General features: G+C 50.6%; 22 protein-coding genes and 1 pseudogene. 12 read left to right on the top strand and 11 right to left on the bottom strand.

Annotated elements, in window-relative coordinates; genetic code table 11:
- The 5 genes from Q0628_RS14100 to Q0628_RS14080 all read right to left on the bottom strand — a co-directional run.
- The coding region (locus Q0628_RS14100; RefSeq protein WP_298772049.1) for a TIGR04133 family radical SAM/SPASM protein at positions 1-933 on the bottom strand (933 nt) is incomplete at its 3' end.
- Positions 934-947: 14 nt separating this feature from the next.
- Positions 948-1,976: a hypothetical protein gene (locus tag Q0628_RS14095; protein ID WP_298772048.1), complete on the bottom strand. Its 1,029-nt coding sequence runs from the start codon at positions 1,974-1,976 to the stop codon at positions 948-950.
- A 1-nt stretch (position 1,977) separates the two neighbouring features.
- On the bottom strand, positions 1,978-2,580 hold the full coding sequence (locus Q0628_RS14090; protein ID WP_298772046.1) for a hypothetical protein: 603 nt from the start codon (positions 2,578-2,580) through the stop codon (positions 1,978-1,980).
- Positions 2,581-2,679: 99 nt separating this feature from the next.
- Entirely contained in the window at positions 2,680-3,915 is a 1,236-nt protein-coding gene (locus tag Q0628_RS14085; protein WP_298772045.1) for an RNA methyltransferase, read from the bottom strand.
- 21 nt (positions 3,916-3,936) lie between these two features.
- Entirely contained in the window at positions 3,937-4,248 is a 312-nt protein-coding gene (locus tag Q0628_RS14080; RefSeq protein WP_298772043.1) for a YbjQ family protein, read from the bottom strand.
- 252 nt (positions 4,249-4,500) lie between these two features.
- Between Q0628_RS14080 and Q0628_RS15810 the strand changes: the two are divergent.
- Positions 4,501-4,593, top strand: a pseudogene (locus Q0628_RS15810) (hypothetical protein); the annotation flags it as partial.
- Between the two features lie 39 nt (positions 4,594-4,632).
- Here Q0628_RS15810 and Q0628_RS14075 read toward each other — a convergent pair.
- Positions 4,633-5,547, bottom strand: a complete 915-nt coding sequence (locus Q0628_RS14075; protein ID WP_298772041.1) for a hypothetical protein — start codon at positions 5,545-5,547, stop codon at positions 4,633-4,635.
- A gap of 175 nt (positions 5,548-5,722) precedes the next feature.
- On the opposite strand from Q0628_RS14075, the gene Q0628_RS14070 reads away from it, so the two are divergent.
- The 3 genes from Q0628_RS14070 (at position 5,723) to Q0628_RS14060 (ending at position 7,260) form a co-directional block, all read left to right on the top strand.
- Positions 5,723-6,061: a DUF5674 family protein gene (locus tag Q0628_RS14070; RefSeq protein WP_298772039.1), complete on the top strand. Its 339-nt coding sequence runs from the start codon at positions 5,723-5,725 to the stop codon at positions 6,059-6,061.
- Entirely contained in the window at positions 6,052-6,387 is a 336-nt protein-coding gene (locus tag Q0628_RS14065; protein WP_298772037.1) for a hypothetical protein, read from the top strand. The genes Q0628_RS14070 and Q0628_RS14065 overlap by 10 nt, the downstream gene beginning before the upstream one ends.
- A 123-nt stretch (positions 6,388-6,510) precedes the next feature.
- On the top strand, positions 6,511-7,260 hold the full coding sequence (locus Q0628_RS14060; protein ID WP_298772035.1) for a hypothetical protein: 750 nt from the start codon (positions 6,511-6,513) through the stop codon (positions 7,258-7,260).
- Positions 7,261-7,434: 174 nt separating this feature from the next.
- Here the strand turns inward: Q0628_RS14060 and thrH are convergent, their stop codons facing one another.
- Both thrH and Q0628_RS14050 read right to left on the bottom strand, forming a co-directional pair.
- Entirely contained in the window at positions 7,435-8,052 is a 618-nt protein-coding gene (gene thrH, locus Q0628_RS14055; RefSeq protein WP_298772033.1) for a bifunctional phosphoserine phosphatase/homoserine phosphotransferase ThrH, read from the bottom strand.
- Positions 8,053-8,056: 4 nt separating this feature from the next.
- On the bottom strand, positions 8,057-8,935 hold the full coding sequence (locus tag Q0628_RS14050; protein WP_298772031.1) for an Hsp33 family molecular chaperone HslO: 879 nt from the start codon (positions 8,933-8,935) through the stop codon (positions 8,057-8,059).
- A 146-nt stretch (positions 8,936-9,081) separates the two neighbouring features.
- On the opposite strand from Q0628_RS14050, the gene Q0628_RS14045 reads away from it, so the two are divergent.
- The gene (locus Q0628_RS14045) at positions 9,082-9,627 is read left to right on the top strand and encodes a DJ-1 family glyoxalase III (RefSeq protein WP_298772029.1); all 546 of its coding nucleotides are present in this window, start codon (positions 9,082-9,084) and stop codon (positions 9,625-9,627) included.
- 7 nt (positions 9,628-9,634) lie between these two features.
- Here Q0628_RS14045 and sufB read toward each other — a convergent pair whose 3' ends face one another.
- The gene (gene sufB / locus Q0628_RS14040) at positions 9,635-11,050 is read right to left on the bottom strand and encodes a Fe-S cluster assembly protein SufB (protein WP_298772027.1); all 1,416 of its coding nucleotides are present in this window, start codon (positions 11,048-11,050) and stop codon (positions 9,635-9,637) included.
- An 83-nt stretch (positions 11,051-11,133) separates the two neighbouring features.
- On the opposite strand from sufB, the gene Q0628_RS14035 reads away from it, so the two are divergent.
- The 3 genes from Q0628_RS14035 to galE all read left to right on the top strand — a co-directional run bounded on the left by Q0628_RS14035 (position 11,134) and on the right by galE (position 13,895).
- Positions 11,134-12,540 carry a sodium-dependent transporter gene (locus tag Q0628_RS14035; protein WP_298772025.1) on the top strand — a complete coding sequence of 469 codons (1,407 nt, stop codon included), beginning with the start codon at positions 11,134-11,136 and terminating at the stop codon, positions 12,538-12,540.
- A 118-nt stretch (positions 12,541-12,658) separates the two neighbouring features.
- A complete protein-coding gene (locus tag Q0628_RS14030; protein WP_298772023.1) occupies positions 12,659-12,826 on the top strand; it encodes a hypothetical protein in 168 nt (55 codons plus the stop codon).
- Between the two features lie 52 nt (positions 12,827-12,878).
- A complete protein-coding gene (galE, locus tag Q0628_RS14025) occupies positions 12,879-13,895 on the top strand; it encodes a UDP-glucose 4-epimerase GalE (RefSeq protein WP_298772021.1) in 1,017 nt (338 codons plus the stop codon).
- Between the two features lie 5 nt (positions 13,896-13,900).
- Here galE and Q0628_RS14020 read toward each other — a convergent pair whose 3' ends face one another.
- Positions 13,901-16,657 (bottom strand): DNA topoisomerase, encoded by a 2,757-nt coding sequence (locus Q0628_RS14020; RefSeq protein ID WP_298772019.1) that lies wholly within the window; start codon positions 16,655-16,657, stop codon positions 13,901-13,903.
- 275 nt (positions 16,658-16,932) lie between these two features.
- On the opposite strand from Q0628_RS14020, the gene leuA2 reads away from it, so the two are divergent.
- The 4 genes from leuA2 to Q0628_RS14000 are packed head-to-tail and all read left to right on the top strand — an operon-like array spanning position 16,933 to position 21,927.
- Positions 16,933-18,498, top strand: a complete 1,566-nt coding sequence (gene leuA2, locus Q0628_RS14015; RefSeq protein WP_298772017.1) for a 2-isopropylmalate synthase LeuA2 — start codon at positions 16,933-16,935, stop codon at positions 18,496-18,498.
- 44 nt (positions 18,499-18,542) lie between these two features.
- Positions 18,543-18,881 (top strand): hypothetical protein, encoded by a 339-nt coding sequence (locus Q0628_RS14010; protein ID WP_298772015.1) that lies wholly within the window; start codon positions 18,543-18,545, stop codon positions 18,879-18,881.
- Positions 18,882-18,918: 37 nt separating this feature from the next.
- Positions 18,919-20,619 carry an FISUMP domain-containing protein gene (locus tag Q0628_RS14005; RefSeq protein ID WP_298772013.1) on the top strand — a complete coding sequence of 567 codons (1,701 nt, stop codon included), beginning with the start codon at positions 18,919-18,921 and terminating at the stop codon, positions 20,617-20,619.
- A gap of 15 nt (positions 20,620-20,634) precedes the next feature.
- Positions 20,635-21,927 carry a pyridoxal phosphate-dependent aminotransferase gene (locus tag Q0628_RS14000; RefSeq protein WP_298772011.1) on the top strand — a complete coding sequence of 431 codons (1,293 nt, stop codon included), beginning with the start codon at positions 20,635-20,637 and terminating at the stop codon, positions 21,925-21,927.
- A gap of 75 nt (positions 21,928-22,002) precedes the next feature.
- Here the strand turns inward: Q0628_RS14000 and Q0628_RS13995 are convergent.
- On the bottom strand, positions 22,003-22,929 hold a 927-nt coding region (locus tag Q0628_RS13995; RefSeq protein WP_298772009.1), incomplete at its 5' end, for a CofH family radical SAM protein.

The raw sequence follows: 22,929 nt of genomic DNA, 5'->3' as shown, positions 1-22,929 counted from the left end.
GCGCATCACCTTGTAGCGGTTCTGCCACACATCCCAGAGATCGTCCTTGTAAATGTTACCTTGTATGTAGTCACCGCGGAGGCTCGGGCATGCCGAAATGCTTCCGTCGCAAAGCACGGAAGAGACGTTCACGCCGGCTCGGCAGAAGAACGGGTAGTTGCGGGCGTCCTTCTCGTAGCTCCCGAGGAAACCTTCGCAGCCGTAGTTCACGTTGATGACGTTCAGTTTCTTGACTTCGCGGATGAAGTCGAACACCTGGCGGAATTCCTGGTTCGTGAGCTGGAACAGCGGATTGTCCTTCGCGCGGCCCTTCGGGAATACGGTCGCAATGCGCCAACGCTTGACGCCAATCTTTAAAAGCATGTCAAGAATTTTCGGGAGTTCCTTGAGATTCTGGCGGTTCACGCAGGTCATCACGTCAAAGGTGAGACCTTTGGTGTGAGCGGCCATGTCAATGGCCCGCAACGCTCGCTCAAAACTATGCGGATCGCCACGGAAATGGTTGTGACTCTCCTGCAGACCGTCAAGGCTAATGGTGAGCGAGCGTAGACCTGCGTTCAGCAGCTTGGTGTAGCGTTCAGGAGTCATCGCAAGGCCGTTGCTGACCATTCCCCAGGGGTAACCGCGCTTCTTGATTTCCTTGCCGCATTCTTCGAGGTCCTGGCGCATCAAGGGTTCGCCGCCAGTAATCACCACGATGAAATGTTTCGGATCGATATGCGGGGCGAGATCGTCGAGGACCTTCATGAAGTCTTCGCGGGGCATGTCGGGAATGGCGTCCTTGACGCAGTCGCTACCGCAGTGCAGACAGTGCAGGTTGCAGCGCAGGGTGCATTCCCAGAAAAAGTAGGTAAGCGGGTGAGCCTTGATTTCGTTGTGGCGGTAAAGGCGGTATGCTTCGAGTGCAAGTTTTTTCTTAAGGCTGATTTTCATGATGAACAGAAATTTTAGTTGTCATTCTCGGAGGACTCTGGCGAGTCTTCTTCTTTCAAGCACGCCTTGATTTGTCTATCCAGATTGGCGTTGGTGGAATCAAGCTTTGCCTGGTAGCGCGGATTCACGATGGTGTCACCGTCGCAGACTTGTTTTCTGGCAATAGGCTTCTCGTTGCATCCATAAGAACCAGGGACATAAATAGAGGTTAGACATTCTTTCTGTTCTTCAGACAGATCGGATGTCGCATTGCGTACGCTGTCTAGCTTGTTGGACCTTATTTCGTAAAGTATATTGTCGATGTTGCTGTAATTGAAATCGGTTTTCTGACAAAGGGGTGAAGGCAGCTTCTCGCTGCTGCTAGATTCTTCGGCAAGGCTGGAACTCGATTCGGCAGAATTGCTGCTTAATGGGAATTTCTCCATGTATTCATCAAAGGGGTAGATGAGAGAATCCTTGCTCAGGTACTCTCCGGCCAGATAGGAACTGTCGTTATCGCAGACATAATGTGTCAAGATTTCGTATCCATAGCAGGTTGGTACGCCATAGACTGGAGCGCAATCAGACAAATTTTCTAGTTCTTCTTCCAGGCTATCGAGTTCTTCGAGAGTTCTAGTCCTATTGTTTACGAGCATGTCACGCAGAGTACTTGTACTTGTTGAACCGGAGCCCGATCCTATATAGCCTAGGCACTTACCTGTAGTGAAATAATCCATCTTACAGTTTATCGCAGTGTTCCAAGAAAGTTTATAGGGACCAATGGGTGCTGCGCTAGAACTTTCGGGGGCAGACTCCGCAGAACTTTCAACGCCGCCCTCGCTGGAACTGGATTGATTCGGTTCCGTTGCGCTCGAGGGAGCTTGGGCCTGTTCAGCGGAGCTCTCCGAGGCCATATCGGCAGAACTGTAAATGGACTCGGAATCATTGCTGTAATTGGGATCGGGGCCATAAAGGCATACGGCTTCTGATGAAGAGTCGCCGCAACCGGCCCAGAAGAATCCTGTCAGGGAAAGAAAGATCTTTTTCCAGTGATTGTAGAACATGTTAGCTCTCCTCGTCGCAGGAATTGTTGAACATGCAGGGCGGACCGTATAGGGCTACGGGTGCCGTGAATGTGGTGTCCTGGGGAAGAACGACTTCGGAGGAGTCCTTCTTGGAATCATCGGTCTTGTAACGGGCGATAAACTCGGCTTCGTTGTATGTGTTGCCGTCGTCGCAGTCATAAGTCTTTTCGGATATCAGCACCACACCATAGTCAGGGCAGATGTCGTTGGAGCATTCATATTCGGGTTGCCAGTTTTCCTGGGTGGTTACAGTGCAGCAGACCTTTTGAGTGGAGTCGTCAATGCAGGTGATGAATTTGTCGTTAACACCGTATAGTGGCACGATGTTAAAGTCGTTGCCACTGCTTGACTTTGGCTCTTCGCTGCTGCTGGATTTGGTCTCGTTGCTGCTAGAACTCACAAGAGCAGAGGCGTCGCTTGAACCGGGGACCTGTTTTGCAGGCGCTGAAGAGGATGAAGCAGCTTCTGCGCTACTGGCTGGAACCTCTACTTCTGAATTTGCGGAGGCGCTATCCGTGTCGCAACTTGTCCAGAAAAAGGACGTTAGCGAAAGTGCAATTTTTTTCCAATGCTTATAAAACATTTGGACTCCTTTACCCATTTGAACTCTGTATCATTAAATATAAGCAAAAAAAAGATTTTGAGCAAGCGAATAAGGGGGGGGCCTTTTTTTTGTATTTATTTACAGATTTGTAATGATACAGTTTAGCGAAAAACCGCCATGACTAGTTTCAATCTTTCTTGTGGAAACACCGTTTAATGCGGGACAATGGTGTAGCAGGTTCTCGGTACAGGGTCCTTTGGGGGCAAGAATTGCGACAGTCCAGCCGGTGAAATCCTTCAATTTTCGGCCAATTTCGGCATATAGCTTCGGAGCGTCGGCATCCAGGCGCTTGCCGTAGGGCGGGTTGAGAACCAGAATGGGAAATCTGTCCTGGCGTATACGGGCAATTTCTTCGGGGGTATAGCTGAAGAAGTCCCGTTTCTGCAGCTTGATAAGGTCTGGAGCTGTTTTTGCAAGGGGAGTACTTTCGATATTGTGCCTGATGATGTTGATTGCGCGATCCGAAATGTCGCTGGTCAAAATTTGGACTTTGCTGTTGTTTAGTTCCTTACTTGCCGGTTTCGCGTTTTTTAGAATGAAATTCCAGGTCGCATCCTTGAAGGCGGGCTGATGCTTAAGTGCAAAGTCGCGGCATTTTCCTGGAATGAGCCCGCTTGTCATGTAGGCGGCCTCTAGGCTGAAGGTTCCGCTACCTGCCATAGGATCAAGAAGAACGGCTCGCGAGGAGGTAAAGTAGCCTGCCTCAAAGAGCATCGCTGCGGCGATGGTTTCCTTGAGGGGAGCTTCTGCGACGAAACGCTCATGACCGCGCTTGTAGAGCTCTTCGCCCGCTAGATCCAGGCTAACGGTACAGCGGTCGTCAATAAGGTTGATATAGAGGTGCTGCATTACGGTTTCAGTACTTCCCCCGTTAAATATTTTGTAAAACCGTTCGGCGATGGCGTCGCTGTGGTAGAGCCGGGAGTGCTTGCAGGTGACATGTATGCTTACAGATCCTTCGACTTCGCAACTAGTGTTGCTTCGCTCAGGATGACAAGGAAGGTAAAGTTCCCAGGGAATTTCGGCGACTTTCTTTTCTAGCTCGCGGAAGTTTTCGGCCTTGAAGGAGGCAATGTCCATGAGCACTCGGTTGGCGATGCGGCTGAGGGCTACGGTTTTCCAGGCCTCGGTAATCTTTGCAGTGAAGGAGACCTTTCCATCGGTGGTATCGAAGGAGTCGTTTTCGACGATGATTCCGATTTGCCGGAGTTCCTTGACCAGGGTGGCCTCAAAGCCAAGCGGTACAATGACGGTGAAGCGGTGGTGCTTCCCGTGAATCTGTCGCTTGAGGCGTTTTTCGAGGTTTTCAGGCATTGTCTAGAGGTCGCTTGAAGATTACTTGAACTTTACTGCCGTTCCGTAGGCGATAATTTCGGCGGAACCAGCCATTACCGAGGCGGTGGCGAAGCGCACGTTCACGATAGCGTCTGCACCGATGATTCCGGCCTGGTTTTCCATACGTTCAATGGCGATGTTGCGGGCGTCGTTTAGCATCTCGGTGTAACCGGCGATTTCTCCACCCACAAGTGTCTTGAGTCCGGCGAACACGTCGCGCACCACGTTCTTGCTGAAGACCACGCTTCCGCGTACCATTTGGAGCGTTTCGATTTCCTTGCCGGTGATAAAGTCTGTTGTATAGAGCTTCATAAGTTCTCCTTCGTTTGTATTGTGTGTAAATATATAAAGTGGAATGGGCGATGTATGTTAGACCTGTTTTTTAAAGGGGTATTTTGGAGGCTTGTACCTATAAAAATGGGGGGTGATGTTAGTTTTATAGGTATTGTTGGAATCGAAAAAATTTATGTGATAACTTGTTCGAATTGTACATATAAAAGTGCTGTTGACGAGTGATTTATAGGTACAAGATGCAAAAAGTGTGCCCCGTCCGTCGGCTGGCGCTTGCCAAGCCAGACGGAATGGAATACTTTGATTGAATTTGTCGGAGACTCTGCCACGGCAGGGAAGATTCTCAAGGCTACGAATACCTGGAGCGACAAGGAGCGCTACGAAGACGGTACGGACGATTACGGCTTAGAAAAATACCCTGTAGGGAACGATTTTCTGGTGCTTCCGTCCCTTGGTGTCAAAGTAGAGGGTGCGGCGGAGTCTGTTCATCTTTGCGTGCGGCCGCTTTGCTATGGATGTTGTTGTCCCATCGGAATAAATCATGAAGTATTGGTTCGTTCCGTTGTGTCGGATTTCTTCTATCATGAAGCCGTTTGAATTTTCTGTAATGGTGTGGTCGTATGACTGTACAATGTCTCCATCTTTTATTGGATTCCCGTTGTTATCTGTGCAACCATCTTCGCAATCATGAACTCGGTAGAATTCGTGGCAAATATGGCTGTCATTTGGGTCGGCAACATAGATTTCAAAACTGGCAGTATCCATCGGTGCGCCGTCTTCTGATCCAAGATGCAGTATGAACAAGGTATCGTTTTTTAATGATACTTCAGTGTGACCTAGGTAAAAGTTATCTTCACCCTCTTTTTGTGAGAATTCTGAATAATTAAGAACAACACGGTCTTTATAAATTTTTGAAGAATCCCTAGTTGTTCTTGATCCTACTATAGAGGATTCCTTGGTTAGAGTTTCACTTATGAGTGCTTCGATAAATACCGTGTCGCCTAAAATTTTTTTAGAGGCAATGCTGCGGTCGGAGAGAGTAGTTAAATCGTCTACTAGATAAAACTGAATCGTCGTATCGGTCTGGGTTATTCCGTCTTCATTCGATTTAACTACTGATCTTACGTAATCTTTTTCTCTTAGAATTTTCTCGGAACGAAAAAATTCTCCGTCGTAAGTGAAAAGAATGCTATCAAGGAAAGCGTCTGTTCCTCCTAAATAAAGCCCATACCAATCTTTATAATACATCAGCAGTCCTTCTGTGCAGGTGATGGCGTGGACTGTTGGGACAAGGAACAGTAGGAAAAGAAAATAGCGCATAAATAGCCTTTTTTATGGCGTAATGTAAAAAAAACGATACTTTTGTCAAAGGTGGGAAAAAATGGAACCTCGGTGCCTTTTGTAAAAAGAAAAAAATCAAAAAATGCATTGATTCGCTGAAAAAAGCGTGCAAAATGGGTGTTGCTGAAACACTATATTGTTATAATTGTGTTGTATGGTAATCTATTCTGAACCGTTTGACAAGAAAATTCTGTTGGAATTGCAGACGCATTACTTTGGCGATATGGTCAAGGGTGTCGTCGATGTTGCCGAAGGAAAAATTGCTTTGGATGCAGAAATGCATGCCGACTTGGAAACTCTTCTTTTACAGGAAGGGTCCAAACAAGAGAATCTTTGGGGCTTCAACCTTTATCCAGAAATGGATGGGGATGACTTCCTTGAATTTGATTCATTAATCAATATTCGTCCTAATCAGGGGAATCGTAGCCGCGGCGTCGAAGATCCTATCATTCAGGAAAAAATTAAGGATATAATCAATTCCTTATGCAAGTAGAGAACGCTCAACACAAGGAACTTGCGGCGGGGCGATGGGCCGAAATGCCGTTGTCGATGCAGATGCTGAATATTGGCAGTGAAATCTCGCGTGCGAACCGTTGGAAGGCAAAAGGAAACCAGAACCAGGTTGAAAGGGCTGTTTTTAGGGCTCTGGAGCTAATTGACCTTACGATTGAGGCTCAGCGAGGCAAGCACAGCCTCAAGGAATTCACTCGAATGAGGGAAACCGTCTGCGACTACTACCTTGGGGATAATTTCTATAGGTCCACGGGGGAACGAATTCAACGGGATTTCGATATGTTTTTCCCTTGCGCAAAGAAATAATTTGCCGATAAGCTCGCCTTTTAGTTATATTGGCATACGGACTCATGATCGATAGGAGAATTTTATGAAAAAGTCCTTCCTTCCTTCTCTAAAGGCCTGATTGCCTTTGGTTTTTGCGCGGCGGTGGTTGCCATGACCGCTTGCTCCGAATCATCCAGTTCCGGCGGGGGAGCGACGCAGCCTTGTGCAGATGCATCTTGTGCAAATTTGCCACAGAATCCGAATGATCCTTTTGATAATTCGCAAGCTTCAAATGCTTCGAAATGTGATTTGGCTATCCAGAAACTTCCTGCTTCTTCTCTCGCTTGGCAGCCGACCTTTGGCGATGGATGCGAAGTGAGTCAACAGATTGCTTTGGATGAATTGCAGAAGTTTGATACATTGCTGATTGCGGCGGGGTTTCAAAAAGAAGAGCTTGTTCAGGAATCCTATCGCTATGTAAGGAAAAAATTAGACCCTAATACTTCTGTGGCATTTAATGATACTTTGTTGTTTTCCTACAATATGGGAATTTTTGTTGGAAATTTTTCTTCAAAGAAAGATATGATGTCTTATTATGTAACAACGAGTTGTCCTGTTCTTTTACCTGCAAGTTTGTTTGAAGGGCATGATGTTTGTAAAGAAATCAATGAGAATGGTTATGTCTATGCAAAATCGTTTGATGTGTTTGAAACATCATCTCGTTCGTTGCGAATGAATTTAGAAGCCGATGGATGGACTTGCTCCGTTACAGGTCCTGCAGGAGTAAGAGAAAATGTGGCTTGTTCTGTGGTATACGAAAATCAGTCTTATTCGTTGTCTTATCTATTTGATTATGAATCTGATGAAAACAATATTAGTGAAATTGAGTTTAAATGGATTCCGCAACAGTAAGTTGATTTTTGGGGCGTTGCGGGGTGTCCCCGCAGTGGGGGTAGCGGTAGACACCGCGAAAGCCTGGCCGCTAAGCGGACAGTAAAGGCCGAAGGCCGTAATTTGTCCGCGAGCGGAGCAGGCTGAGCAGTGGCTAAAGCGAGGGGGATGCTTCCCCCTTTTTCTTTATACTAATTACAGCGTTGCCTGGAACTGGTGGAACTTTTCCAGGAGTTCGGCGTAGGTCTTGGTGGAATCCAGCTGCGGGAACTGGGCAACGATAGAGTCCGGGGCGCAGAAGAAGCAGCCCTTGTCGGCCTGCTTGAGCATGCCCGTGTCGTTGAAGGAGTCTCCCGAAGCGAACACCTTGAAGTTCAGATCCTGCAGGTGCTTTACGACCTTCGTCTTCTGGTCGGTGAGTCGCAGGTGGTAACCCTTGATCATGTCGTTTTCGACTTCCAGGTTGTGGCAGAAGATAGTCGGGAATCCGAGATTCTTCATGATGGGGTAGGCGAATTCCTGGAACGTGTCTGAAAGAATAATCACCTGGGCTTCGTCGCGGAGTTTGTCCATAAAGTCGCGGGCACCGTCGAGAAGTCCGAGGTTTGCAATCACGTTCTGGATGTCCGAAAGCTTGATGTTTTCGCGTTCGAGAATCTTGATGCGGCCCTTCATGAGCACGTCGTAGTCGGGAATGTCACGGGTGGTGAGTCGCAAGTCCTTAATGCCGGTCTTTTCGGCGACGGCGATCCAGATTTCAGGGGCGAGGACACCTTCAAGGTCCAGGGTAACGACACATTGCTTGGTAAACATAGGGCTATTTCTTTCGTTCGTTGATGATGGAGCGCAAATCCGCAAGCGTAATCTGGTACGGGGTGCGGCAGAAGTCGCAAATCACTTCGAGGTCCTTGCCTTCTTTTTCGAGGTCCTGCAAGTCCTTGAGCGGGAGCGTGGCGAGCGTTGCCACGGTGCGTTCGCGGCTGCAGGGACAGTAAGCCTTGGGGTCGATTTCTTTGACGATGTCTATTTCGTAGGGGCCGCGCAGCTGGTCCAACAGTTCGTCGAGGTCAAAGCCTTCGGGCGTGTTCATGTCGCAGAACTTCGGCAAGTTCTGGATGATGACTTCGATCAGGTTAATGTCCTTGTCTTCGAGGTCGGGGAAGGCTTCGATGTAGAAACCGGCGGCGTAGTCGAGCTTGCTCGGGTCTTCTTTGTTGAAGGCGGCTTCGATGCCCACGGCCGAGCGGATCTGTTCGGACTGCAAAAGGTAGGTGGCGAGGTTCTGGCCCATCGATACGGCGGGAGCCTCGATAATGCTTTCGTGGACGCGCTTACCCTGTTCGTTCAGCTTGACGACGCGGACGCTCTGCGGAATCAGGGCGGGTTCGTTACCGCCAACCGCCTGGAGTTCCGGCTGCGGAATCATGGCGCGCACCAGGCCCTGCGGCGTGGAGTCCGACTGCACCAGCGTGATTTCGCCCGAAAAACGGGTAGTAAAGCTCACGGTGCCCGGGAACTTGAGCGAGGCGCTCAAGAAAATGCTTGCGATGGAGTTTTCGGCGAGGAGCTTGAGGGCGAAACCCTGTGCGTTATGCTTTTTGCCGATTTCGTTCATCGTCGCGGTCAAGTCGACGACAATCAGGCGGAAGGGCGTCTTCTTGCCCGTAGCGCGGATAATGCGGTCCTTGAAATTCATGGCCCAAAGATAGAATATTAGACGAGAGACGAAAGACGAAAGACGAGAGAAAGTTGGTGTTATGTCATCCTGAGCGGAGAACCATAGGTTCGGAGTCGAAGGATCTATTGATTTTTAATTAGATTTCGTAAAAAAAGAGGTTTAATATGCAAATACTTTTCTTGATGGCTGATGGTTTCGAAGAAACTGAGTTTGTGACCCCGTTTGACTATTTGCAGCGTGCCGGTATTGATGTCGCTTTGGCATCTGTTTCGGGTAACACCGAAGTGGTGGGGGGCCATGGCCTTGCGATTGCGACCGACTTTGCTCTTTCGGGTGCCGATACAGCCGCTTTTGACGGCATTCTTTTGCCCGGTGGCGGCATTGGCGTCAAGAATCTGAAGGCCTCTGCCGAAGTGGAAAAAGTTATTCACGAATTCAACGACAAAGGCAAGTGGATTTTTGCGATTTGCGCGGCTCCGCTGGTGCTCAGCAAGGCGGGAATCCTTGCCGATAAGACTGCGACTTGTTTCCCGGGCTGCGAAAGTGAACTTGTCTGTAAAAAGTTCGTCGAAGACCGCGTGGTCGTAGATGGTCACGTTGTCACGAGCCGTGGCGCAGGCACTGCCGAAGAATTTGCGTTTGAATGCATTGCGCAGCTCGGTGGCCGCGAACTTACGGAAAAAATCCGCAAGCAGGTCGTGGCTCGATAGATTGCCGCTAACCTACAGAATGTTCGAGCTTGAGTGTCAGTAACTGACGGGCTTCCGTGGCGAATTCGCCCGGGAGCTCTTTAAATACATCTTTGCAGAATCCGCCCACCATCGCCTGAATGGCGTCTTCGCGCTTGATGCCGCGGCTTTCGAAGTAGAAAAGCTGGTCTTCGCTGATGCGGCTGGTCGTCGCCTCGTGTTCGGTGGTGGAGCTTGCGTTTGCGACAGTGATATAGGGGAACGTGTGTGCGGCACTCTTGTCACCTACGAGCATGCTGTCGCACTGGGTGTAGTTGCGGGCGCCTGTAGCGGACTTGCGGATGCTCACTTCGCCGCGGTAGGCGTTGCTGGAATAGTCCGCGCTGATACCCTTCGAAATGATGGTGCTCTTGGTGTTCTTGCCGATGTGAATCATCTTGGTGCCGGTATCGGCCTGCATGTGCCCGTTGGTGAGGGCCACGCTGTAGAATTCTCCGACGGAGTTGTCGCCCAGAAGCACGCAGCTCGGGTACTTCCACGTGATGGCGGAACCTGTTTCGACCTGCGTCCAGCTGATGCGGCTGTTCTTGCCGGCGCACTTGCCGCGCTTCGTGACAAAGTTGTACACGCCGCCGGCTCCCGTCTCGCGGTCGCCCGCGTACCAGTTCTGCACGGTGGAATACTTGATGCTTGCGTTGTCCTTCGCCACAAGTTCTACAATCGCACTGTGCAGTTGTTTGCTGCTGAATTCCGGCGCGGTGCAGCCTTCGAGGTAGCTTACGCTGGCGCCTTCGTCGGCGATAATCAAGGTGCGTTCGAACTGGCCTGCTTCCTTGTTGTTGATGCGGAAGTAGGTGGAAAGGTCCATGGGGCACTTGACTCCAGGCGGAATGTAGACGAAGCTTCCGTCACCAAAGACGGCGCTGTTGAGTGCTGCAAAGTAGTTGTCGCCTGCGGGCACCACGGAGCCCAGGTATTCCTCGATGAGTTCGGGGTATTCCTTGATGGCGTCGCTAATGCTGCAGAACAAAATGCCCATTTCCATGAGCTTGCGCTTGTGGCTGGTGTATATGCTCACCGAGTCAAAGACCGCGTCTACGGCCACGTTGGCCAGACGCTTCTGTTCGTCCAGCGGAATGCCCAGCTTTTCGAAGGTGGCCAAAAGCTCAGGGTCCACGTCTTCAATCTTTTCGTGGCTTTTCTTGGTCTTCGGGGCGGAGTAGTAGACGATGTCCTGCAGGTCCACCGGTGCAAAATGCAACTCGCCCCAGTTGGGCTGCTCCATGGTCTTGAGCTTCTCGTAGGCCTTCAGGCGAAAATCCAGCATGAACTGCGGTTCGCCGCGGAGCTTCGACGCTCTGCGGATAACATCTTCGTTCAGACCTTTCTCGAAGGCCTCGTTCTCGATATCTGTTACAAAACCGTACTTGTAGTTCTCGCTCATTTTATTCCTTTTTCGTCGCCAAAGATAGAATTTTTTGCCGAATCCCACTACCTGAAGGCTGTTGCCTATCTATATTTTTAGCCATGAATAGCAATCGTGAATCTTTTGCGTCCCGTTTAGGTTTTATCCTCATATCGGCGGGCTGTGCCATTGGCCTGGGTAACGTGTGGCGTTTTCCTTTTATTACCGGTCAGTACGGTGGTGCCGCCTTTGTGGTCATCTACCTGTTCTTCTTGCTCGTGTTCGGGCTTCCGATTCTGATGGCTGAATTTGCGGTGGGCCGAGCCACGCAGCGAAGCGTCGGCCGAGCCTTTGAACGCCTAGAACCAAAGAAAACCAAATGGCATTTGGCCAAGTGGCCAATGATTGCAGGTAACTATCTGCTCATGATGTTCTATACCACGGTCTGCGGCTGGATGCTTTACTATTTCTACCGCATGGTGGTGGGAGATTTCCAGAATGTGACGCCTGCGCAGGTGGGCGCCATGTTTGGGGAGACTTTGGCCAGCCCCGCGACGCAGGTGGGTTGGATGATTGCGACGACCGTTATTGGTTTTGGCATTGTTTCGCTGGGCCTTCAGAAGGGCGTCGAGCGCATCACCAAGTGGATGATGTCGTCGTTATTCGTCATTATGATTTTGCTTGCGATTCGCGCCGTGACGCTTCCCGGTGCCGACGAAGGCCTGCGCTTTTATCTGTTGCCCAACTTCAATAACCTTGTGAAAAATGGCATCGGGGAATCTCTCTTTGCTGCGTTGGGACAAAGCTTCTTTACGCTGAGCCTTGGCATTGGTGCCATGACCATTTTTGGTAGCTATATCAAGAAAAATCACTCGATTGCAAAAGAGGCTGCAAACATTTGCGCGTTGGATACTGGCGTTGCCTTGCTTGCGGGGCTTATCATCATCCCGAGCTGCTTTGCCTTTGGACTTGAACCGAATGCTGGACCGGGCTTGATTTTTGTGACGCTTCCGAACGTGTTCTCGCAGATGCCTGCGGGTAGACTTTGCGGAGCAGCTTTTTTCCTGTTCCTTTCTTTTGCGGCGCTTTCGACCGTGGTGGCCGTGTTCGAGAACATTACCACCTTCTGGCGTGATGCCCGTCGCTTTGACCGAAAGCAAGTCGTGTGGGTGAATGCGGTGCTGATTGTGCTGCTGTCGCTCCCGTGTGCACTCGGTTTCAATCTGCTTTCGGGCTTCCAGCCGTTTGGCGAAGGCAGCTGCGTGCTGGATTTGGAAGATTTCCTGGTCTCTAATACGCTCCTTCCGTTGGGATCGCTCCTGTTCATTGTGTTCTGTTGCTACAAGCGTGGCTGGGGCGAAGAAAAGTTCTATGCCGAAGTCAATACGGGCAAGGGCTTCAAGATTCCGACCTACAAGATAGTTCGCTTCTATGTCAAGTGGGTGATTCCCGTTGTGATTGCGATTATCTTGATTCAGGGGTATTTCCAGAAGTTTGCCCCGGAATTGTATAATAAGATATTTGGCTAAAAAGAAGGTTTATTTAAAAGTACGGCGGGCGAGTCCCGCTTTTTTATTTGATTGCAAAATGACAATTATTGTCACTGTTTTTAAGGTATATTTGTTTGCATAAAAAGAGAGGTAAATTATGAATCGTTTTAGCGTTGCTCACAATAATTTCGTATTTGCAGTGCTTCTGTTGTTGACTCCGGCTATTTTTGCCGGCATGTTCATTGGTTCGGAGAGTGCTCTTGCCGCTGCAGCTTCAGCTGTGGCGTATCTTAGCATCGTTATCGGTGAACGGCTGGAGGTTTAGCGCTTTCTTTTAATGTTTTTTTCTATTTTAGGGTCAATTATAGGACCATTTTATGAATATTGCCGTTATGGGCGGAGCGGGTTACATCGCTAGCCACACGATTATTGAACTATACAAGGCTGGTCACTCTGTTGTGGCCGTAGATAACCTGGTTAATTCTTGCGAAGAATCCCTGCGTCGGGTTTCCAGGATTGTCGGTCGCGAAATTCCCTTCGTCAAGGCGGATGTTCGCGATGCTTCTGCGATGGACTCGTTATTCTCCCAAAATCGCTTTGACGCCTGCATTCATTTTGCGGGACTCAAGGCGGTCGGCGAGTCGGTCGCGATGCCCTTGGAATATTACGAGAATAACATGAATGCGACATTCGTTCTCTTGAATGTGATGCGGAAACATGGCGTCAAGAACATTATCTTCTCGTCGTCGGCCACGGTGTACGGAAATCCTGCTGAGATTCCCATTACCGAAAAGTGTCCCAAGGGCGAAATTACGAATCCTTATGGCCAGACCAAGTCGATGTTGGAACAGGTTTTGATTGATCTGCAGAAGTCCGATCCGGAATGGAATGTGGTCCTGTTGCGTTACTTTAATCCCATCGGGGCTCATCCGAGTGGACTCATTGGCGAAGATCCGAATGGGATTCCTAATAACTTGATGCCCTATATCTCGCAGACGGCGGTAGGTATCCGCAAGGAACTCGGTGTTTTTGGTGACGACTACGATACTCCTGATGGTACGGGTGTTCGAGACTATATCCATGTATGCGACCTTGCTTCGGGGCACGTGAGTGCCCTGCAGGCTATTGAACGCAAGTGTGGACTAGCCATATATAATCTGGGTACGGGTCATGGCTATTCCGTCTTGGATGTTGTCAAAGCGTTTGAACGGGTGAACGGGGTAAAGGTTCCTTATAGTATCAAGCCGCGTCGTGCGGGTGATATCGCTACCTGCTACTGCAATCCGGAAAAGGCCTATCGTGAACTCGGCTGGAAAGCCCAATTCGGGATTGACGAGATGTGCCGCGATGCCTGGAACTGGCAGAAGAACAATCCCAAGGGGTACAAGGGATAGGTTCGTTAGTCTTTTTGAATGACTTCGACGGTGAGCTTGTTGAATGCAATTCTGCCGTTTTCTTTCATTTCGAGGGCGGCACGGAAGGTAGTGTCGTTTTTCTTGAAGGGCTCTAGGACGGGTGTGAACTTATTCCGTAAAAGGCTTTCGACTTCGGTGTCGGAAAATTTTCGCTGGTAGAAAACTTGCGGAATCCCATAGCCGCATTGAGGATTCATGCATACGTAGGCTGCGTGCGTCGTTTCATCGGTGTTCGGATTTGATGAGCCGCTGCGGAAACGCAGATGATCTCCGCATAAGGGGCAGGGAAGGTCCCGTTGCAGGAATTCAAAAACGGCATGTCCCTTGTTGTCGCCGTCACCCCATTTGAGGCATGCTGTGAACTCGGTTCCTTTCTTGCTCTTGAAGTCCTGGATCAGCGGAGTGCGACCATTCGTGAAGAGTTCTTCAATTTCCTTTACGGTCAGCGTATGTCCCGCGATGGTTTTGAAGAGAGTGAATTTGCAATCACAGTCTTCAGAGCTGGATGTACAGAAAAGGGCGTTCTTGTTTTCTTCAAGGATCGAACCGCAGAGAGGACACTTGTAATCGGTCTTCTGTCCGTGAAATTTGCCGTCGCTTTCGAATTCAAAATTAATGTTGAATTCCTTATCGAGTGAAAGTTTTGCGGAAAACTCGGTTCCTTTCTTGCTTTTGAATCCGCTTATGGGGCCGATGGATCCTCCTTCGAGGAGCGCCTTCATTTCGGCATGGCTGAGCATCTTGCCGGCGATGGTGTGTCCTATCCTGAAGGCGCAGTTTTCATTCTTGCAGGAGTATCCCCAGGGGGCGATTTCCATCGGTTGTCCGCATTTGGGGCAGGGAAGGGCCTCGGTCACATTTTCTCGTTCAAATTGGCAACCGTATTTGGCGCGGAGCTCATCAAAGAGCTGCTTGACATATTCTACGATGCCGTCGCGGAATTGAACTGGCGTGAGAGTCCCTTTTTCGACCTGCGATAGCCTGTATTCCCATTCTCCGGTCATTTCGGGGGACTTCACCTTTTCATCCATGAGCTCTATGACTTCACGGCCACGGGGAGTGCTTACGAGATAGTTTTTCTGCGCTTCTATAAATCCGCGTTTCTTGAGGGTTTCGATAATGCCCGCCTGGGTTGCCGGGGTTCCGAGTCCACGGTCTTTCATTGCTTCGGCGAGTTCTTCGTTCTCGATTTGCTTTCCGGCCGTCTTCATTGCGGCAAGGAGCGTTGCTTCGGTGTAGTACTTGGGCTTGCTTTTCTTTTTCTTTTGCAACTCTACGCTGTCAAAGGAGGCTCTATCGCCAATGCTCCATTCGGGGAAGGTCTCGACCAGGTTTGTAATATCGTCGTTGTCTCCCTTGCTGCCATCGTCCTTGTTGTCGGTGGTGGTGTCTCCCTTCTTCTTGCCCTTTGACTTGGTTTCCTTGATCAGTGCGCGGAAACCCATATTCTCGTTTCTCTTGAGCTTGAGTCGGAACAGGTCTGCGCTCTCTCGTCCGTTGTCGCGTGCCTCGAGGACCACTTCCATTTCGCTCCAGATGTAGGGGGTGAGCCATGCTTGCACAAAGCGTTCCTTTACGAGATCGTAAATTTTCTGCTCCATCTCGGGAAGGTCGTGGGGAGTCTCGCCTGTAGGGATGATGGCGAAGTGGTCGGTCACCTTGCTTGAGTTGATAAAGACAAAATTGTCTTCCTTTTCGCGGAAAAGCTTCTGCTGCACGGGCGTTGCGAGTCGTCGTGCGAGTATGTACGCTTCCTGCTTCATGGTGTCGGGTAGATACTGAGAATCGGTTCGCGGATAGGTGAGCAGTTTCTTTTCGTAAAGGTTTTGAGCGCAGTCGAGCACTAGCTGGGCGCTAAACTTGAAACGCTTGTTGCCTTCTTTCTGTAATTCCGTTAAGTCGAAGGGCTTTTGTGGAAACTGCTTCTTTTGTTGTGTGTCGATCTTGCTAATCGTAGCCTCGGTCGGTGGATTGCTTCGTTCGACTATGGCTTTCGCTTGAGCTTCTTTTTCGAATACGGCAACCTTGTCTTCTGATAGTAGCTGGGATGCGTAGCCTTTCCAGGTGCCGACGACGCTGTAATAATAGAGCTCCTTGAATTGTTCTACGATACGGTCGCGTTCTACGATTAGATTGAGGGTCGGTGTCTGCACGCGCCCCACCGATATCATTTTGCCTCGCCCGGCGGTAAGCGTGTAGGCGCGCGTTGCGTTTAGTCCGACCATCCAGTCGGCGCGTTGTCGCAGCCTTGCGGCATAGCTCAGGTTCAGCCTTTGTGTTGCGTCTTCCAGATTTTTCCAGGCTTTATCGAGATCCTTGGCCACATAGCTGTTTACCCAAAGCCGCTTGATGATTTTTTGCTTGAAACTGGGTGTGTAGTCAAGCACTAGGTCAAAAATTAAGTTTCCTTCGCGTCCGGCATCGGCTCCGTTTACGAGCACATCGGCCTGCTCCATCATCTGTCGCACCACATTCAGCTGCTTCCTTGTGCTCTCGATTTCCATAAGCTTGAATTTTTCGGGCAAAAGTGGCAGGTTTGAAAGGCGCCAACCACCTTCGAATCCGGGATAGGCGTCGAGTGGCGCGAGCGTAATTAGGTGGCCCACGCACCAAGTGATGCAGTGGTTCTTGCCGATTAGGCAGCCGTCACCTTGGGTGAATTTCTCTCCTTCGAGCCGCTCCAGCATGGGACGGTAATGTTGGTTTGCAACGGAAGGCTTTTCGGCGACAAGGAGAATCATTGCGGAAAAAATAAAAATATTGCCAAAAGAAAAAAACATTATTAAATTTAAATGCATGAAAAAGATTTTGAACCTTCGACTTCTACTACTAAGGATGCGCAGGAGCGCGTGCCAGTTTTAGAGCTTAGGATCAAGACGATATTAGAGTTTTAACCCAAGGATTTAAACCATAAGGCCCGCTCCAATAAGGACGCGGGCTTTCGTTTTTGAGTCAAATTTCTATTTTTGAACGAAAATGAGCTTGCCGCTTTATTGGAGAGGCAAGGAGATAAAAGATGAACGACAACATGAATGCAAGACAACCTTTCTTTTACGATGTCACCCTGCGTGACGGTAACCAGGCTCTTCCGAAGCCCTGGAACAATGCCCAGAAAAAGGACGTGTACCTGCAACTCTTGAAGCTCGGCGTGCAGGGTGCCGAAGTCGGTTTCCCGGCTTCGAGCGAGATGGACTTTGAATCGTGCAAGGAACTTGCCCAGCTGACCGCCAAGATGGCTGAAGAAGGCGACGAAGTCGCAAAGCGCATCGTGGTTTCGGGCCTGGCCCGCTGCGTGGAAAGCGATATCCAGCGCTGCTGGGAAGCGGTGCAGTACGCTCCGCATCCGCGTATTCATACCTTCCTCGCCACAAGCCCGCTCTCGATGGAGCACGTGCTGCACATGACCCCCGAACAGGTGAAGGAAAAGGCTGTGCATTGCGTGAAGTTTGCAAAGTCGCTCGTTGGCGATAAGGGCGATGTGGAGTTCAGCGCCGAGCATTTCGGTGACTGCCTCGAGAACATGGATTTCGTGATTGACGTGCTGAAGGCCGTGGTCGAAGCCGGTGCGACGACCATCAACCTGCCGAATACGGTGGAACGTTATCGTCCGTTCCTGTATGTGAATCAGATTAAGCAGGTGTACGAAGCTTTGCCGAAGAATATCACGATTTCGGTGCACTGCCACAATGACCTGGGGATGGCGACTGCCGCCACCGTTGAAAGCTTCTTCGTGGGCGCGACCCAGCTGGAAGTCGCGCTGAACGGCCTGGGCGAACGCTGCGGCAACACGAACTTCTATGAAGTCGCGGTCGCGCTGCACAATTCTGGCGTAAATACGGGCCTGCACATGGAACGCATTTACGAAACGGCCATCTTGATTTCCCAGTGGTCCGGCATCAACATCTACAGCCGCGCCCCGCTGATTGGCGCCGAAGCGATTGTGCACCGTAGCGGCATCCACCAGGATGGCGCCTCCAAGACGAAGGACATGAAGAAGGGCGCCTACCGCCCAATCGACTACTCCATCATCGGCCGCCACCAGAACGACGCCCTGAGCTTCACGAGCCAGAGCGGCCGCACCGCCGTGTACGAGATTATTACGAAGTTCGGCTACAAGATGACACTCGCCGAAGCCGCCGAACTGCAGCCGGTGTTGAAGGCCTGCAGCGAAAAGGAAGGCGAACTTAGCGCCGAGCGCGTGCTGGACGTGTTCCGCGAGCAGCGCGTGAACGTGAACGGCCGCCTGGTGTTCAACAACATCGAGGTTATCCCCGACGAGAACCGCTTCATTTTCCACTTCAAGAAGGACGGCGAACCGCTGGTGAGGTCCATTACGGCAGAAGGCCCGATCGAGGCCGCCCTCATGCTCATGCGCGAAATCGGCATGCCGGTGGAACTCGTGAAGTACCGCCAGCTTGTGGTGCCTGAAAAGGACAAGCTGTGGGCGGGCCGCGGGCTTAGCCGCATGCTCCTGAAGGCGGGCGATGTCGAGGTCGAAGGCCGCGGCGTCAGTAGCGATACGCTCAAGGCCAATATGCGCGCCCTCTTCGGTGGCGTGAACCTCTTGTACAAAAAGGTGTAGAACGTCATTGCGAGCGAAGCGAAGCAATCCATAGGAGAATGACAATGCTCGAACAACTGAAACGCCCGTTCAAGAAACGCTACGACAAGGTCCGCACCTATGCGGGTAACTTTGTCGGGCCCGTCAAGGAATCGGCGTCGAAGTTGTTCGCGATGCTCCCGAAGATGGAAGCCTTTGCGGGCTCCGAGGAACTTGCCGAAGGCGCAGAAGGGACAGCGACAGGTAAAAAGCCCGGTCTTCTCGCGAAGCTCAAGGACTTCAAGAAATCTATCAAGGGCCTCTCCGATTTCCAGAAACTCATCCTGTTGACCATCGCGGTCGTGCTCCCCGCGGGCATCCTGATTGCGGTGGCACTGGCGGGACTTCTTCGCCGGAAGAAGTGAGTTTTTAAGATTCGTGGAATTTTGTTAGGAGGTCGTAATGAAATATTTGGTTAGTCTCGTTCTGGTGTGCTGTGCGGTATTGTCTGCATGTGGTGACGATTCTTCGTCATCGGTAGAATCAGTAGAGATTGAATCGTCGTCATCAGAGAAGTCGTCTGATACATACGATTTGTCATCATCGTCAACCGGTTCTGATTTGGTTCTTTCGTCTTCGCTAGAATCAGATTTGTCGCCATCGTCATCGGCAGAATCAACAGAGATTGAATCGTCGTCATCTGTGGAATCGTCCGAGGCGCGTGAATCGTCTTTGTCTAGCGGTGTTTCGGATTCCGGCTCAGAATTGTCCTCGAACTCTTCCGAAGCTAATGTGGTTTATGACGTTGCAAAGGTTAAACCTTCGGGAACGTACGATTGCTCCAAGTATAAGTGCATAACGACCGAATACCTGAATCAGGATTTGCTTAAGAAGGGGGACTACGGCGAAGTTCTCGATGAAAGGGATAATCAGGTTTATAGAACCATTCAGATTAATGATCAGGTGTGGATGGCTCAGAACTTAAACTTCGAAACAGATGGCGGCTTTTGCAATACGGCAGATGCTGATTGTGCCAAGTATGGCCGCTACTATGTATGGTGGGGTGCTGTAGATAGAAAGGACTGTGCCTATGGAAATTACTGTGCCCTGTCTGGTGTACAGGGACTATGTCCTACAGGTTGGCATATTCCTTCTAAGCAAGACTGGAGCCGGTTGTTTGATAATGTAGGTGTGTATGGCAACGCCAACAGCAATGTTGCTCCTGAACTTCGAGCTCATACCGGTTGGTCTGTTGGAAACGAAGCGGATGAATATGGCTTCTCGGCGTTGCCTTCTGGTTATAAAGGCGGAACTGGTGGTTCTTTTGATAATGAAGGGGCTGTAATGTATGCCTGGACATCTACGGAAACTGGTGAAAAGGGGGCGTATCATCTTCGGGTCTATGGAGATAAAAGCTGGTATTCCTTAATCGAAGATGGTAAAAGTCTCGTTCTTCCTGTCCGCTGCTTGATGGATTCTAAAAAAGATACCGTATCTAGTTGCTCTTACGAGAATCCTTTTAATACGTGTGCTCCCAGTTTGGAAGGTGCGGATGAATGGCTTGACGTTGTATCGAGAGATGTTTACCTCAATCCAAGCATCGAATATGACTCGCTTGTTGATTCTCGTGATGGCCAAGTCTATAAGACGAGAAAAATCGGGAAAATGGTGTGGATGGTTCAAAACCTGAATTATGCCGATAGTGCGAAGACCCCTAGCCTTGCGAATGGAAGTTGGTGCTTTAGGGATGATGCTGCATATTGCAAGGTCTTGGGGCGTCTTTATAATTGGGATGCTGCGCAGGATGTTTGTCCCGAAGGTTGGCATTTGCCTAGCAGTGGTGAATGGAAAGAATTGGAATCAAAATTTGGTGGGCAGACGGCTGCAGGGCAATATCTCAAATCTCAGGCTGGTTGGAGAGGACGCAATGGTGCTGACGAATTTGGCTTCTCAGCGATTCCCGCTGGTGGGCGATATATCAATGAGTTTGATAATGACAAAGTGAATTACAACTATTTAGGGCAGGAAGCCTTCTACTGGAGTTCCTCGGATTATAGTGAATATATGGGTTATCGAATGAATATTTCCTATTCTGATGATTACACGAATGTGGGAACCTATAACAAAATTTACGCCTTCTCCGTGCGCTGCGTGAGGAATTAATTGCTTTCTTCCCGCTTGCCTAAAGATCTGTCTCCATCGCCGTTCTTTGCTGAACTGGAACGCGCGAAGGTGTGCGCGAAAAAGGATGCTGCCGAGGGTGGTCTTTCGTTTATCGACATGACGGTTTCTTCGCCTGTGAAGGCGGGGCTTCCGGTAGAAATGGACGCTGCGGTGGAGAATGCACGCAAGGATTTCGGTTGCTGGAATCCGGATGCGGCGGGTTGGAAGTCGGCACGCGAGGCGGTGGTGGAGTACTACCGCGAACGTGGCGGGAACTTTACCGCGGGCCAGATAATCCTTACGGCGAGCACCAGCGAAGCTTACTCGGTGCTGTTCAAGACTTTCTGTGACCCGGGCGACGTGATTCTGACGCCCATGCCGGGGTATCCGCTGCTCGATACGCTTGCGCAGTTGGAACACCTGGAATGTGCACCGTATTTTCTGCAGTTTGCTAAGATTAAAACGTCATTGCGAGCACAAAGTGCGAAGCAATCCATCTTCCGTTTCGTTCTCGATACCGACAGCCTGTTGGCTGCTCCTGAGAAAGCGAAAATTCTGCTGCTGGTGAGCCCGCATAACCCGACCGGGCATTGCGTTTCCCGCGAAGAATGGAATGCGGCGGTCCGTTTCTGCGAAGATAACGACATGATTCTTGTGGTCGACGAAGTCTTCGGCGATTATGCACTTACGGATAAAGTAAAGCGTACTTGGCAATACGTCATTGCGACCCCCGAAGGGGGGAAGCAATCCATTGAGGAAAAATCAAATAATCTATGGGATGCTGGTGGCGGCGACTTCATCAACCTTCCCGAAGACGGTCCCAAGTGCCCGATTTTCTGGCTGAATGGCTTAAGCAAGGCCGTAGGTTCCCCGCAGATCAAACTCGGCTGGATGGCGTTCTACGCGCCCCGTGAACGCTTTGAAGAAATCCGCGCGGCGCTTGAATTTGTAGAAGATGCCTACCTGAGTGTGTCCGCCCCGGCACAGGCGCTCGGCACGGCGCTGTTGCGCGCGGCCGCTGCTTACGAAGCCCGCGTCAAGGAACGCCTCCTCGCAAACTGGCAGACGCTCCGCGAAGCCTTCCCGTCCAAGTACTGCCCCGAGGTTCTGGGCGGCTGGTATGCAGTGGTCCGCCTCGGCGAAGACGACGAGGAACTCACGCTCCGTTTGCTGCGTGAAAAGCATGTGCTGGTGCAGCCAGGCTTCTTCTTCGACTTCGACGAAGATGGCTGGGTGGTAATCAGTTTGCTGCAAGACCCCGCGACCTTCAAGGATGCGGTGCAGCGAATGCAGTCGCTTTCTCGTTAAGAAAATCGAATTTGCATTTGGAAAAGGAAGGTGTTAGGAGGGGCGGAGCCTCTCCTTGTCTCAGAACGATTCTCGTTAAGAGAATCGTTCGTATAGTGCGTCTCTCTCGACTGGTTCCAAGCCCTCGTTCAGAATCAAGGACTTCATGCGCTCGGGGCTCATGCCCACGGGAACCGTGGCGCCGGCGGCGTGCGTAATTTTTTCTTCGATAATCGTCCCGTCCAAATCCGACGCGCCGGCGTGGAGCGCCTTCATTGCGGTTTCGATTCCCATCTGAATCCAGTACGCCTTAATGTGCGGGAAGTTGTCGAGGAAAAGCCTTGCGACTGCGACCGTCCGCAGAATATCTTCTTCGCTAGTAATGTTCGGAACGATCTTATGCAGTGCATTGTGTTCCGGATGGTACACCAGCGGAATGAACGCGAAAAAGCCCGGTGCTTCGTCCTGCAAGTCGCGCAACATCTTCATGTGGGCGATTCGGTCTTCAATCTTTTCGATATGACCGAACAGCATCGTCGCGTTTGTCGGAATTCCGATCTTATGGGCTGCGCGGTGGACATCGAGCCACTCTTCGCCGGTTTCCTTGCCTGGGCAAATCTGGTCGCGCACGCTCTGCACCAAGATTTCGGCACCTCCACCGGGGAGCGCATCAAGCCCTGCTTCTTTCAGCGTGCTCATAATTTGCAGCGGAGTCTGTCCCGAAATTTTGGCAAAGTGGCAGATTTCCACAGCGGTAAACGCCTTCAGGTTCACTTTCGGAAATTCCACGCGCAACTTGGCGAGCATTTCGATGTAGTAATCGAACGGGTGGTCCGGATGAAGGCCTCCTACAATGTGCAGTTCTCGGGCGCCGCCCGCAATTGCTTCGGCAGCTTTCCCCCGAATGGTGTCGTAGTCCCAGTCGTAGGCGGTGGGGCTGTCCTTCTTGATTTTAGAGAACGCGCAGAACTTGCAGTGCAACACGCACACGTTGGTGTAGTTGATCTGGCGGTTGTTCACCCA

It is taken from the genome of uncultured Fibrobacter sp., assembly GCF_937877005.1.
In the GTDB taxonomy this organism is placed as follows: Bacteria; Fibrobacterota; Fibrobacteria; order Fibrobacterales; family Fibrobacteraceae; genus Fibrobacter.
This window is presented reverse-complemented; position numbering and strand designations above follow the sequence as displayed.

Bases quoted from the DNA above. Each gene is read 5' to 3' on its own strand.
- Q0628_RS14095 (WP_298772048.1), bottom strand. From the start codon at position 1,976: ATGTTCTACAATCACTGGAAAAAGATCTTTCTTTCCCTGACAGGATTC.
- Q0628_RS14090 (WP_298772046.1), bottom strand. From the start codon at position 2,580: ATGTTTTATAAGCATTGGAAAAAAATTGCACTTTCGCTAACGTCCTTT.
- Q0628_RS14085 (WP_298772045.1), bottom strand. From the start codon at position 3,915: ATGCCTGAAAACCTCGAAAAACGCCTCAAGCGACAGATTCACGGGAAG.
- Q0628_RS14080 (WP_298772043.1), bottom strand. From the start codon at position 4,248: ATGAAGCTCTATACAACAGACTTTATCACCGGCAAGGAAATCGAAACG.
- Q0628_RS14075 (WP_298772041.1), bottom strand. From the start codon at position 5,547: ATGCGCTATTTTCTTTTCCTACTGTTCCTTGTCCCAACAGTCCACGCC.
- Q0628_RS14070 (WP_298772039.1), top strand. From the start codon at position 5,723: ATGGTAATCTATTCTGAACCGTTTGACAAGAAAATTCTGTTGGAATTG.
- Q0628_RS14065 (WP_298772037.1), top strand. From the start codon at position 6,052: ATGCAAGTAGAGAACGCTCAACACAAGGAACTTGCGGCGGGGCGATGG.
- thrH (WP_298772033.1), bottom strand. From the start codon at position 8,052: ATGTTTACCAAGCAATGTGTCGTTACCCTGGACCTTGAAGGTGTCCTC.
- Q0628_RS14050 (WP_298772031.1), bottom strand. From the start codon at position 8,935: ATGAATTTCAAGGACCGCATTATCCGCGCTACGGGCAAGAAGACGCCC.
- Q0628_RS14045 (WP_298772029.1), top strand. From the start codon at position 9,082: ATGCAAATACTTTTCTTGATGGCTGATGGTTTCGAAGAAACTGAGTTT.
- sufB (WP_298772027.1), bottom strand. From the start codon at position 11,050: ATGAGCGAGAACTACAAGTACGGTTTTGTAACAGATATCGAGAACGAG.
- Q0628_RS14035 (WP_298772025.1), top strand. From the start codon at position 11,134: ATGAATAGCAATCGTGAATCTTTTGCGTCCCGTTTAGGTTTTATCCTC.
- Q0628_RS14030 (WP_298772023.1), top strand. From the start codon at position 12,659: ATGAATCGTTTTAGCGTTGCTCACAATAATTTCGTATTTGCAGTGCTT.
- galE (WP_298772021.1), top strand. From the start codon at position 12,879: ATGAATATTGCCGTTATGGGCGGAGCGGGTTACATCGCTAGCCACACG.
- Q0628_RS14020 (WP_298772019.1), bottom strand. From the start codon at position 16,657: ATGATTCTCCTTGTCGCCGAAAAGCCTTCCGTTGCAAACCAACATTAC.
- leuA2 (WP_298772017.1), top strand. From the start codon at position 16,933: ATGAACGACAACATGAATGCAAGACAACCTTTCTTTTACGATGTCACC.
- Q0628_RS14010 (WP_298772015.1), top strand. From the start codon at position 18,543: ATGCTCGAACAACTGAAACGCCCGTTCAAGAAACGCTACGACAAGGTC.
- Q0628_RS14005 (WP_298772013.1), top strand. From the start codon at position 18,919: ATGAAATATTTGGTTAGTCTCGTTCTGGTGTGCTGTGCGGTATTGTCT.